Raw genomic sequence first — 12,468 nt, 5'->3', positions numbered from 1 at the left:
TGTCACGTCATCCGAGGTCACGCCCCCAGTTGCAGCCCGTCGGCCGCCTCCTCGACCATGGCGAGGCCGAGCCGGCTGACCCGCACGGAGAAGGGCGCGCCCGCGACCCGCAGACCGGTCAGGCCGATCTCGCCGAGGGGCGCGCTGCGCACCGGGCGCAGCGTGACCGTCCGGGCCGGGGCGTCGGGGCGTATTCCCACGAGAGTGGTCAGCAGCAGGACCCCGGCGGCCGCCGCCGTGGCCGAGGGACGGCAGGCCGCCGGATGGGGAAGCGGTGCGCTCCCGTCGGTCCGCTGCTCCCCCGCGTACATCTCGGGGAGCCGATGGCCGAAGCTCTCGGCCGCCGCCAGTACGCCTCGCAGCAGCGAAACTGCCTCCTTCTCGTAGCCGGCCGCCGCCAGACCGGCGACGGCGACCGCCGTTTCCTGGACCCGCACGGCACCGGAGCGGTGTCCGAACGGGTTGTAGCCCGCCTCCTTCGCGCCCAGTCCGCGCAGGCCCCAACCGGAGTCCAGGGCAGGGCTCCCGAGCAGCCGGGCGAGTTGTTCGGTCTGTACCCGGTCGAGCAATCCGGGCGCCTGCTCGCCCCCGCCCAGCAGACCGGTGTCGAGCAGATGGGCGGCTGGGGCACCGAGCTGCGACACGAGGCGCCCGTCCGGGGCTCGGGCGGCGGCCGGCCGGCCGCCGCCGCGGTCCTCGACCCAGAAGTCCTCGCGGAACGCCGTCCGCAGCTTCTGGGCCCACTGCCGCAACTCTGCGCCACCCGGTCTGCGGCACGCGTCGAGCAGGTCGGCGCCGAGGAGTGCCGCTCGGTGGGCATGGGCCTGCGTCTCGCAGCGGACGGGACCGCCCGGGTGTGGGTCGCACAGATACGTCCCATCGCCCACGGCCGTCCGCAGCCAGGTCAGACAGCGCTCGGCCGTCGGCAACAGCTCCTCCGTCTCCCGATGCGGGAGGCCCCAACGGCGGGCCTCCGCGAGCAGTACGGGGAAGAGCAGGGTGGCCTCCGTGCCCGTACAGCGGGGTGGCAGATGCGCTCCGGCGTCCCTCCGCGGCCCGGGGATCATGCCCGACTGCGACCCAGGGCCCGGATATTGCGTCCGCGCGAGGGTGCGCAGCGTGCCGACGGCGAGGCGTGTGCCCAAAGGCAGCGCCATCCGGGCCGCCGCGAGCGCCTCGGCCGGTGCCATGCCACAGCGCCAGGGCACTCCCGCGGCCAGGTGCGTGTCGCTGGGGTGCGCCGGGTCGCGCAGCAGCAGCGCCTGGAGGTCCTCGGTGCTCGTGTGCAGGAGCGCCCGGACACCCAGGTGATCCCCTGTCGCCCGTGCCGGAGACAAGGGGCTCGTCGCCGAGCGCCCCACGGCGCGGACGGGTCCCGCGCCGTCCGCCCGTATCCGCAGCTCCACGCTCGCCGTACCGCCCGGGGGCAGCTCGAACTCCCAACGCAGCAGCCCCGCGGAGGCCAGGGCGTCGGTGGGCGGCGGGTCGGCCGTGACCGACGCACTCCCGTCGGCGCAGGACCAGCGCAGGCCGGAGTCGTGCACGCTGGCAGGCAGTTCGCGTCCCGCACGGCCCGACGCGATCGCGCCCAGGTCCGCCAGGTCGGTGCCGAGGGCCACCTCGACCGGCAGGCGCAGGGGGCGGGGGGCAGCGCTGTGAAGCGTGATGCGTTCCGTGCCGTCCGCGTGACGGGTCCGTTCGACCACGACGTCCGGGTCCGGACCCGCACCGGGGGAAGCCCGCAGCGTTCCCACGAAGCGTGCACGGTCCGCCGCGGTCGTCAGGGCCTGAACGGCGAGCGGTTCGCGTCCGGCGATGCGTACCTGGCACCGGGAGAGCACCCGGCGGCCCGCTCGGTAGAACCCCTCCAATCCTTGGCCGGTCAACTGCCCCTGGTCCGTGGAGATGGCCAGACCCGGGAGCGCGACGCTGATGAGAGCGGTGTGGGCAGGTGGGAGGTCGACCGAGCGGCGGGGAACCAGGGACGAAGCCGGCGCCGGACGGCCTTCCTGGCCGGGCGGCGGCGGACGGCGCCCGGTGGTCGGGGACGGAGACCGGCCCTGGGCAGTCGGCGCACCGGGACCTCGGCGAGGTTCCAAGGGCGGCGGTTGGTTCGATCCCGTGAGCGCGGGCGGACCCCGATGGGGACCCGCCCATGCGGGCGGGCTCTGGTCCTGCCCTGTGGGCAACTGCTTCTGCACGGTGGTTCGCTGGACCTGGCCTGGAGGTGAACCCGAGGGCCGATCCCACGGCGGGCCTGCGCCTCCGCCCCAGGCCGTCGCGGGTGTGCCGCGGGTCGCTGTGCGGTCGTCGTCGGTGGCGGAGGGCGGAGTCGGCTGATGCAAGGGGCGGCTTCCTCTGCGCTCTGTGCGCCTCGGGCGTGTGGGGCGCGGGGTGCGGGCTCCTGAGGGACAAGGGCGGTACGGCGGCTCGGCCCGTCCAGGCATTCCGCCACTCAGGTGAACGGGACGGACCTCTCCGGAGTCACGCCCGCCCGCGACGAAAGCCGACCGAATGCCGGTGGGACGGAGAGCGCAGACTCTGCGCCCGCCGAAGACCTCCCGGCCGCGCCCGTCCAACTCGCGCGTCCACGGAACATCCGGTCCACCACACGCAGCCGACCCGCGCACCCACCGAACAATCGCTCCACCGCACGCAGCCAGAAGGCACACGCATCGAACAATCGCCCCACGACGCCTGATCAGCCCGCGCACCCGCCAAAAAACCGCCCATCCGCGCCTGTCCACGCCTCACCCCGTCCTTCAAACGACCACGAAACGACCACGCCCCGCGCCTGCTCGCCCATCGCCCGGCTCCGGGAGAACGTCCCGCCTCCCTGCGCCGCCCTCCGCTTTTGGCCACCGAACCCACGTCGTCTGCCGCTCGTCCTCCGGTGGTTGCTCATGCGGCAGTTGCTCATGCCTCCCCCTCGGTGGCATCACCGCCCGGCCACACGCCCTCGGAGCAGGCGCCACCCCGGCGCGCGCTGCGCTTCCCCGAGGGACGTGGCAGTGCGCCTTCCTTCCCCGATGGACGTGGACGCGTCCCTCCCCTCCTCGCAGCGCCGGGACGCGTACCGCCGGCCGGACGTGAGCGAGCGTGGGATTCCTCCGTCCCCGACGGTCGTCCGCCCGCCTCCGCGGGACGAAGGGATCCGTCCGCGCGACTGCTGGGACGCGTCCGGCGCCGGCGCCGGGAAGCCCCGTCGGGGGAGGGCGTCGGGTGCGGCACGTCTGGGTCGGTCACGTCCTGTTCCGCGGACACCGCGGACACTTCCGATTCCTGGTGGGTCGGCGCTTCGGCCTGGTGCCGTGTCTCGGCTCCGGCCTCCAGGGCGGCACCCTCCCGCCCGCCTCCCGAGCGCGCACGCGCCATCCGCGCCTCGCGTTCGGCACGTAGACAGTGGCGGATCGACTCCGGGTCGAGGCCTTCGTTGCAGGCCTGGTGCAGGAGACGGGCGAAGAGGTAATCAGGATCGGCGCCCAGTGCCATGGCCAGCGCTTCCCTGGCCTCGATGTCGTCACCGCTCGACCAGGCGACCCAGCCGACGAGGGTGAGCGGCGCTGCCGCGTGTTCGCCGTACGGCCCGACGCAACGGCGGGCCAGGGCGCGCCACAGACGCAGAGCCGGGTCGGCTTCGTCGCCCTCCATCCACTCGGCCGCCCGGTCACGTGTCGCGCGGTCCTGGAGGCCGAGGATCAGCGTGGCCGCATCTTCATGGCCGAGCAGTTCGTCGTCGCGCAGGTCCGCCTGGAGCGTGCCGGAGACGGGCGGTGCTTCGGCGAACCGCGCCATGAGCCGCTCGGCGAGTTCCATCGTCTCCTCGGCCACGGCCGCCCGGCTCCATTCGTCGAGCATCCTGGGGACCAGGGCCATGCTGGTGGTGTCCAGGACGATCTCCTGTTCCAGCGCGGCGGCCGTCTCCCAGGGCAGCAGCCTCGCCCGCAACTCACGCAATGTGCCGCGCACTTGGAGTCCCGCGTAGGCCGCTGCGGCAGCCAGCACGGATGTGCCGGGCAGTCCCATCGGCAGCCCTTCGACGGGACAGCACCCCTCGCTCGGGCAGCAGTACGACCAAAAGCGGCCGTCGGAAATGCACAGCGCCTCGATCACGGGCACGTCGAGCCGACCGCACTCGGTGCGCAGCAACCCGGCAAGCCGGGTCAGTCGCCGCATGACCTGCTGCCCCGACTCGCCCTTCGCCGGTTCCTGGCAGAGGTAGGCGACCATCTGCTCGGGCCGGGCACCCCTTCGCTCGCTGCCCATGATCAACCCGTGGGCCAACTGCCGGGCGGCGGACTCCCAGTCGTCTTCGTTCGTGGGAATGCCGAGCCGGGCCCGGCCTCCGAACCGGCCACGCCCACCCCGGTCGTGGAGGGCGACCAGGACGATGCTGTCCTCGGGGCGGTACCCCAGGAGATACGGAAGGGCGTCGGCCAGTTCGGAGGGAGTGCGCAGGGTGACCTGGTGATCGCCTCCGTGGGCGTCGTACGTCACGCACTCGACGTGCTCGTCGGCTCCGCGACGCTCGTCGCCCGTGTCCGTTCCGCCCTGCACCTCGTATCCGTCACGTCCGCTGATGTCGCCGTTCCCGGCGGATCCAGTCGTTTCGCTGTGATTCGTCATGTGCCGACGATCTCGCGGATGGCGAGGTTCCGCTTGACCCTGTGGATAAGTCCGATCAGGGACACATCAAACCCTGCTCGCGGACCGGTGTTTTGCCTGTTCAGGCACCTGATCACCTGCGCCGAGCCGGGCATACTGGGCCGGTGTCACTCCCGGCCGGCCGCGCGGCCACCCCGGGATTTCGACGTCGGGTACTGGCAAACGAGGCAGAGCAGCCCCCTCGCTGCCGCCGCCCAGGCCCACGCCGAGCCCGTCTGTCAGTGCCATCCTGTTGTATGGGACGCATGACGCACACGAGCAACGCGGAATTGCACGCGGCGGCCGATGCGGTCCTCGCCCGGCTGGTCGGGGACGGCACCGGCTCGGCCCGGCTGCGCGAGGACCAGTGGCGGGCGATCGAGGCGCTGGTCGCCGACAAGCGCCGGGCCCTCGTCGTGCAGCGCACGGGCTGGGGCAAGTCCGCGGTGTACTTCGTGGCGACGGCCCTGCTGCGCGAGCGCGGCGCGGGGCCGACCGTGATCGTCTCTCCGTTGCTCGCGCTCATGCGCAACCAGGTCGAGGCGGCCGCCCGCGCCGGTATCCGGGCCCGGACGATCAACTCCTCGAACACGGAGGAGTGGGAGACCATCCAGGCCGAAGTCACCGCGGGCACGATCGACGTGCTGCTGGTGAGCCCCGAGCGGCTGACTCGCCTGAGCGGCCTTCGGACTCCAGCAGTGTCTCGGGCTCTATCAGGCACCGCAGCTTGATCTTCGGGGGCGGCTGAGCCGGGAGGGGCGTGCTGCGCTCCTGGGCCAAGACCCCCATCGCCTGCTCCAAGAAGCCCGACTCCCTCCACCGCGTCCAATACGTCTGGAGCGTCGCCGCACTGCCAAACAGCGAGGGGATGTTCTTCCATGGAGTGTCGGTCCGCACCTTGTAGAGGATTCCCGCCAGCACCGTGCGAGGGGCAAGGTTTCGCGACTTCCAGTCAACGAGCGGGGCGACCTTCGCCCACCCTTCATCGGTCAAGACGGGAACTTCGAGCCCTCGCTCGGAGAACCAAGCGGCGAGAGCACAGGGCTGACCTTTTCGGCCCTGAGGAACGTCTCCGATGATGGTCACTTCAGATTCGATCAAGACCATGAACTCGTGCTGCTTCTGCAGAGGCATGTTGTGCAGGCGATGGTTCGCCAACTCGGCGAGGTCGATGAGCTGCGTGATCCGTTCCCCGGCGGCGTCGGATTCTTCCTGCCAGGAGGCGATGTCAGAGCGGTCCTTCTGGCGCTTGGCCAGCTCTTGCTGAAGTGGTGCAACGACCTCTGCGACTCGCTTCTCGGCCTCTTCCTCTGAAAGGTCTTCCTCTTCCGTCACAATCTGCTTCGCAGTCATGCTGATCGTGATGTTGACCGCCTTCTTCTGGGTAGCGATCTGCTTGTCCAGTTCGGCGATGCGCTCAGCGAAGTTGACTCGGCTTCCTGAGCGAACGCCGATCCAGTCATCGGCCATCGCCTTGAGCTGGTCCAAGTCCCCGAGAAGGCTCTTGACCTTTTTCCACGCCTCTTCCTCAATTGGTTCGGCGCGCAGGTATACACAGTCGCAGGTACGCGCGCCGGGGTATGCGGCGGTGCGTCCCTGGCATCGGTACTGCTTTTCGCGGCGCCCCTTTCCTCCTCCGACGTAGCGTTTTCCGCAGGTGCTGACGATCTGACCGCTGAGCGTGTAGATACGGGATGTCGGCGGCTTGCGGGGGAGCTTTTTGCTGGCGTTCTTAAGTTCGGTGACCTCTTCCAGGGTAAAGATTGGGTCGAGCTTGATGACGACGGATTCTCCGTAGATGGGGTTGCTGTCTGGGTCGCGCTGGACGCAGTGCGAGCCCCGGAAAACTTGTCGAGCTTCCAGGACGATGTCGCTCAGGAGCTGCTGTCGAGCGGAGTGGTAGCTCCAGGGTTCTCCGTTGCGCTTGCGGTAGCCGTCAGCATTGAGGGCCTTTGCGACTTCTTCCCAGTCGCGCAACTCAACGTAGTGCTTGCGTCCTTCCCGGAGGCAGTCCGCCTCGTGCTTGACGATGCAGTCCGAGTGGCAGTCCTGGCAGTCGTCGATGGCGAGGCGTGACTCTCCCTTGATGCCCTTGTTGATAACGCGGTAGCCGTAGGGGACTTTGCCGCCAATATAGCCGCCTTCCTCTGCCTTCTCCTGGAGGCCGCCTTGGGTGCGCTCGCGGATGGTCTCGCGCTCGTCCTCGGCTCGGTCGGCAGCTTTGCGCATCCGGGATCGGCCCTCGGCCGTGGTGTTGTCGTAGTCGCCCTTGACGATGGCGACGAAGACTCCGAGGTCTTCGAGTTCCCAGACCCAGGGCCAGAAGGCTCGTCCGGCGCGTCCGATGGCGCGCTCTTCGGGGACGCAGACGACGTCGAAGGGGCGGGGGACCTGTCGGGCATCCTGCATGAGGCGGTTTAGGTCGGGGCGTTGGTGGGCCTCGAGGCTGCCGCTGAATCCTTCGTCAGCGTAAGTGCCGACGTGGTCCCACTCCTTTTTGGCGATGTGCTTCTTGGTGCGCTTGCCGGTGTAGGCGATGCCGTAGCCCTTGACCTGCTCTTCGGTGCTGACGCGCAGGTAGTCGACAGCTCGGAGTCTCGCGCTGGTGGCTCGAAGTGCGGCCGCTATGGCGCCTGTGAGATTCTTCGACATGTCAGTCCTCCAAGACTGGCCAGACCCCGGGGTGGTAGCACACCGCCGGGGTCACCCATGTGATGGTCATCTTAGGCAGCTCGATCGTCAGCGTGGGTTTCGAAGAGGATCTCCAGTACGCGGCGGTAGGCGCCGGGGGGAAGTTGGCGCTTCAGCAAGGGCTCGGGCAGATCCGGACATTCAGCGTCATCTGCCGCCTTGAGCACCTCTCGATCGGGACTCAATCGAACCGCTACTGCCATGACACCACCTCGCGATTGCGGATAGCCGCGGAGTCGGCGAGCAAGTCGGACCGGCCTGTCCGCCTGGGGCGAAAAAGGGCAGGGGATATCGCGGATCGGCACATGATGTGGTGTTCCTTGCGAAGGAGCGCGCGAGGCGACAGAGCGGAATCGGCAACGCCGGGAGCCCACGCCTACCCGGCGGAGGAATCGCTGTCTATCAGCGAACAGGCACTGCGGATTTCAGGGCAGCAGCAGACGGGAGCCGCTCATTTCCTCCTTGCTTCTTTGCGGCGCTGCCCACTGTGTCCGCCACGGCCCCACCGCCAAGCACAGCCGCTGCGAACACCCTCAATGGTCGCCACGATCGCCGGTTTGGCTAACCGGCGATCGTGGTCTATGTTCCGCGCCCGCAGGGAAGTCCACGGACAGTTCCTGTTAGACCGTGTGCTACGTGGTGAGGCGGTCGTTGACTCAACATGGGGCGGGGTACGTGGAGTTGGATTGTCCCGGACGAGCCGCTGATCCCGCCGTCGAGGGTACGGCCGCAGGGTGGCGGAACGCAGGCACCCCTGATGAGACGCTGTTCGCGGCCATCGTCTACGTCCTCGTCATAGGCTGTGCCTGGCGCCAACTGCCGCCCTGCTTCGGAATATCGAAGTCGACCGCCCACCGCCGGTTTCTGATCTGGTCGAGAGCTGGTGTCTGGGGCCGCCTGCACGAAGCCGTACTGCACCGCCTCGACGACGCCGGCCTCATCGACGTCACCCGCATGGTCCTCGACACCGCCCACGTCCGGGCTAAAAAGGGGGCGAACACACAGGTCCGAGCCCCGTGGACCGGGGCAAGCCGGGTTCCAAGATGCACATCCTGTCGGACGCGAATGGACTGCCCCTCCTCGTCGGTTTCTCGGCCGGCAACACCCACGACAGCGAAGGGCTGAAACCCATGATCGAGGGCCACCAAACGATTCCCGCCTTCTTGGCCCCGCGGCGGGCATGTGAACCGCGTCGGTTCAGCGAAGATCGGGTCCGCCCGCCTCGGCGAGCTCACCAAGCACACTGATCGCCTCGTCGGCGTCGTCCGGGACGTCAGGGCCGGCATCAGGAACTGACCCGGATGCCTCCTCGTCGGCGAGATGCGGGTACTTCTCAAGGAGGAACCGCCGCCGGTACGCCATCTCGGCGGCGTCGACGATCCCCTCCATAGTGGTCCAATTGAGGGTGCCTCCGACGAGGATCCCGACCGCGGGTACGGCCTTGCCGAGTCCCTCTTTGGTGAGCCGAAAGCCGAACGCCTTCGCGAACTGCGTGGAGACCCTGGCGACAACCGCCTCGTTCAGGGTCTTCCACGTCTTGCCACGGAAGAGTGCTTGGGTGAGCCGCGAGATGTCGGCCATCGCGGCGTTCTTGGCGGTGGCCGAACTCGCCGTCCCGGCGTTGACGACAGACATCACGAAGAGCTTCTCGGCAGGCTCTTCGGGGTCGTAGCCGTAGAACAGCGAGACTTGGCCAACGGCGCGGGACGCGAGTCCGAGGACGACTGCGGTATCGGCAGTAAAAGCGCCGACGATCGCACCTCCCGAAGGCGCTGCCGCGGCGCCGCCGGAGGCGGCGATGACGAGCTGTCCTCCGGAGATCACCAGTCCCGCGCCCGCTCCCGAGAGCGCTGCGCCGGCCGGGTAGTACCAGTTCGCTGCTCGTCCACGGACAGCGTCGATCTGCTGGAGGTCGAGGCGGCGCAGGTCGGCCAGTGAGGCAACGTCGTGTCCGCACTTCTTGTGGCGCGCCACCACTCGTTTGGAGGAGAGTCCCGCTCGCGAGACCCGTCCCACCGTCTTCCGTATGGACTGAGAAGCAGCACCGCTCCAGTCCGGGAGGGCGTCGGCGGCTCCGCGAGCCCCGGCGCTGACCTTGTGAGCGCCCTTGGCAGCGATTTCCTGTCCACGCGAAACCACCGATTGGGCCCGTGGGTGGTTTTCAAGGTATTTCGCGGCACGCTTGCCGAGTTCCGCGGCGCCGGTGGTCACTTCCCTACTTCCCCAAACGAGGGCAGGATTGGGTCCGCGCTCATTCTGGTCATCTCGTGATCTGGTACCCGGGCACCCCGGGAAGCCGCTGGATAGGGTCGGGTACCCCCTGCTTGAGAGGCACTGGCATGACCGACGTTGTGATTGCGCAGACGACCATCGACGACGAGGACCAGGCGAAGGCACTGGCTCGGGGCGCGGTTGAGAGCAAGCTGGCAGCGGGCGCTCACATCGACGCGCCGTTAACCGCCGTCTACTGGTGGAAGAGCGAGATCGAAACGGCTGGGGAGTGGCGAATCTCGTACATGACGACCGCTGACCGGCTGCCGAAATTAGGCGTGGGTGTCCGAGAGGCACTCGTACGAGGTACCGCAGTGGGTCACTCTTCCTGTGACAGGCGGATCGGGTGCTGACCTGTCCTGGGTCGTCGAGGAGACGACCAAGGGCTGACGTGCTGCGCGACGCGTTCGCGCCTTGGGCGACTTCTGCCTTGGTGCGGCACGAACCTGAGGACGCGAACAGACGACACACCCGCAGGAAGCTTATGCGACACTCCACTGAGCTTGGCTGTCCTCTTTCATGAGCGTTGCAATGCGATGATTCAGCTGCCCTGCGGCAGCTTCATCGCCGTGGTCAGCTCTGCGAATGAAGGAGCCGAGCGTATGCAGGTCCCGAATTCCGCAAAGGACAGGGAGCCCTGACCAATTCCGAATGTCGTACCCATAACGAAGGCTGAATTCATCCAGTTCCCTGGCGCTCCGCCCGAAACGAACACCCTGGAAAGTGTTGGCCAAGTCGATTTCCCGCGGGCCGATCGCGGCCTCGTCCCAGTCGCCGAGCCTAACGCTAGGGGCGTCCCACAGCGTGTTTCCCGGGTACGCGTCGGCGTGTATATGGCCATAACCGAGCGGGAAGTCCAAACCCCGGTAAGCCTCCAAAAGTAGCGTCTGCCGATCCGACAACCACTCTCGTTGCGGAACTGTAAGGTAAGTACTGAAACTGAGCGTCAACTCCAGTGAGGAAAGGGGCTGAAATTCCGGCAGCTCGAAAGGCGGGGCCGGCAGATCGTGTAGCGACCTCAGCAGACTTCCTAGGTGGTGGGCTGCTGGCGCGCCCGACGCTGTCTGCGGGTAGTGCCGCCAGAAGGTGACGGCGTAGGGAGCGCAGACCACTGGCTGGCGAACATCCGCAGGCTCCGTGGCTGGGAAGCCGTTCGCGACAAGCCACCGGGTGAGCAACACAGAGGTTTCAAGACGTCCCTGCTGCGCAGCCGGGCTGACGCGTACCACCACATCCTCAGCATCCAGTAGGAACACGGAGGTAGCGTGGTGATGAAGTGGCGTGAGGGACTTGTCTGGCAAGCCCGATGCTCGGCAGGCGATACGGGCGGCGGACTCAGGAGAGACCGTCGTTGTCATGAGGCAATGACCTTCGCTCGGGTGTCGATGACCTGATAGCCGTGGGCCTCGTCTGCCAGCTCGCGGGCCCGTCGGCTGCGGGCGAATCGTGGATCCTCAAGAAGCCTAGCCACTCCATGCATTGCATCGCCAAGTTGACGGATACGGCGGTCTTCGGGCAGTTCGAGGATGGGTTGGAGCTGCTCGCCAGCACCCTCGACTTCGCCCGCGGCGATGCGTGCTGTCACGATGTCGAGGCGCGCCAGCGCCTCATCGCCGTAGGACCGCAGCTCCTGCGGCCCGCTCTCATAGAGCCGGATCGCTGCGGTGGCATGTTCTTCTGCCAATCGGTGCTTGCCGAGCAGGGCGTAGGTGCCGCCTATGTAGTACTCCTGCTTGGCCACCGGGAAGGTGAGCAGCCCACCAAAACGAGTCAGGCCGGCGGGCTCTGTCCGAAGCTCGCGGGCTCGCTTGAGCTCGTCGAGCGCGGCGATTGCTCTGTCTGAGTCTTTGACGCGAGCGGCGGTTCTGGCTTCGATCGCGGCGATCCTGGCCCGTGTCTCACCTCCAGGCGCAAGCAGCATGGCCTGCTGTGCGTAGTCCAGGGCAACTTGCTGCTGCGGCGACCATTCCGCGAACAGGGCAGCTGTGCCTTTGACCCACGCCCGCAGATCATCGCGATCGGCGTGCTCCGCCAGAGTCCACGCCGTCTGGAGCTGAGCGGTTGCGGCACCTTCGTCTCCCAGGTTCTGGGATGCGTGCGCGATAAGAAGGCAACTCGTACCGGCGAGGAGGAACAGCTCACGCGCCTGCCGAGGCGGCTGTCGACCTTTGAGTAGGGAGAAGATGCTGTCTCGTGTCGACAAGAGATCTTCGAATAGGGAGTGCAACGGAGCATGCACGTACTCGGTCGCAAGCCGGGTGACTTCGGCTTCCAGCTTTACGAGCTCAACATCACTCACATTGCTATTCGTGATTTCCTCAACGAACTGCAACGACTGCGCCGCAGCCCGTGCTGCCAGATTACGAGCATCCGATGCCTGCCGCCCGCCTCCAGAATTGCCCTCGTTCAGGGAAGTACGTTCCGGTGTGAGAGGCGTCGGCGCCGTCTGTTGGACGCCGCCTAGTGGCGCTGGAAGAAACGTGTCAGGGGCACCAATGCCATTGAGGAACTGTGCGACCTTTTCAAGGCTTGTTAAGCGCCGGCTCCCAGCTTCGAGCATTGACACGTGCCCCTGGCTCAGTCCAGTCATGAACGCAATATCATCCTGGCGCAGGCCGGCCGCTTTGCGAACGAGTCGGCTTACTCGACCGAATTCCCAAGCCGCGATGGCGGCCTGGACTTCGGTCTCTCGCCAGACTGTATCCGGAACGCGAGGGGCAGAGCAGGCAACGAGGCGCTGGCCGCGTGCACAGGTGGCGCATAGGGGCTCTTGGTTGTACTGGCTGAGACGGCAGCCACAGCCACCGCATACACGGCCGTGCTTCTGCATCGCGCCTCCGTTCCTCTTCCTGCACGTGACAG

The 12,468-nt window shown here is 67.6% G+C and carries 6 protein-coding genes and 3 pseudogenes; 3 read left to right on the top strand and 6 right to left on the bottom strand.

The features are described from left to right. Positions 1–17: 17 nt before the first annotated feature. Positions 18–1,934, bottom strand: coding sequence for a glycogen debranching N-terminal domain-containing protein (locus tag AB0I77_RS16090; protein WP_363283260.1), 1,917 nt, complete (start codon positions 1,932–1,934; stop codon positions 18–20). 982 nt (positions 1,935–2,916) lie between these two features. Then, positions 2,917–4,626, bottom strand: a complete 1,710-nt coding sequence (locus tag AB0I77_RS16085; protein WP_363283163.1) for a DUF4192 family protein — start codon at positions 4,624–4,626, stop codon at positions 2,917–2,919. Positions 4,627–4,910: 284 nt separating this feature from the next. Here AB0I77_RS16085 and AB0I77_RS16080 point away from each other — a divergent pair. Continuing rightward, positions 4,911–5,312 (top strand): annotated as a pseudogene (locus AB0I77_RS16080) (DEAD/DEAH box helicase); the annotation flags it as partial. Here the strand turns inward: AB0I77_RS16080 and AB0I77_RS16075 are convergent. Further along, the gene (locus tag AB0I77_RS16075) at positions 5,266–7,296 is read right to left on the bottom strand and encodes a recombinase family protein (protein ID WP_363283162.1); all 2,031 of its coding nucleotides are present in this window, start codon (positions 7,294–7,296) and stop codon (positions 5,266–5,268) included. The pseudogene AB0I77_RS16080 and the gene AB0I77_RS16075 overlap by 47 nt on opposite strands. A 700-nt stretch (positions 7,297–7,996) precedes the next feature. Here AB0I77_RS16075 and AB0I77_RS16070 point away from each other — a divergent pair. Then, positions 7,997–8,486: pseudogene (locus AB0I77_RS16070) on the top strand (IS5 family transposase); the annotation flags it as partial. A gap of 46 nt (positions 8,487–8,532) precedes the next feature. Here AB0I77_RS16070 and AB0I77_RS16065 read toward each other — a convergent pair. After that, the gene (locus AB0I77_RS16065) at positions 8,533–9,474 is read right to left on the bottom strand and encodes an EcsC family protein (RefSeq protein ID WP_363283259.1); all 942 of its coding nucleotides are present in this window, start codon (positions 9,472–9,474) and stop codon (positions 8,533–8,535) included. A 200-nt stretch (positions 9,475–9,674) separates the two neighbouring features. On the opposite strand from AB0I77_RS16065, the pseudogene cutA reads away from it, so the two are divergent. Then, positions 9,675–9,918: pseudogene (cutA, locus tag AB0I77_RS16060) on the top strand (divalent-cation tolerance protein CutA); the annotation flags it as partial. Positions 9,919–10,088: 170 nt separating this feature from the next. Here the strand turns inward: cutA and AB0I77_RS16055 are convergent. Beyond that, the gene (locus AB0I77_RS16055) at positions 10,089–10,964 is read right to left on the bottom strand and encodes a phosphotransferase (protein WP_363283161.1); all 876 of its coding nucleotides are present in this window, start codon (positions 10,962–10,964) and stop codon (positions 10,089–10,091) included. Beyond that, complete coding sequence (locus AB0I77_RS16050) at positions 10,961–12,436, bottom strand: helix-turn-helix transcriptional regulator (RefSeq protein ID WP_363283160.1); 1,476 nt, start codon at positions 12,434–12,436, stop codon at positions 10,961–10,963. Before AB0I77_RS16050 ends, AB0I77_RS16055 begins: the two co-directional genes overlap by 4 nt. Positions 12,437–12,468: the final 32 nt, after the last annotated feature.

Origin of the sequence: Streptomyces sp. NPDC050619, assembly GCF_040654815.1 — a bacterium.
Taxonomy (GTDB): domain Bacteria; phylum Actinomycetota; class Actinomycetes; order Streptomycetales; family Streptomycetaceae; genus Streptomyces.
Note: the sequence above shows the minus strand (reverse complement) of the source record. Positions and strands in the feature narration are given on the sequence as shown.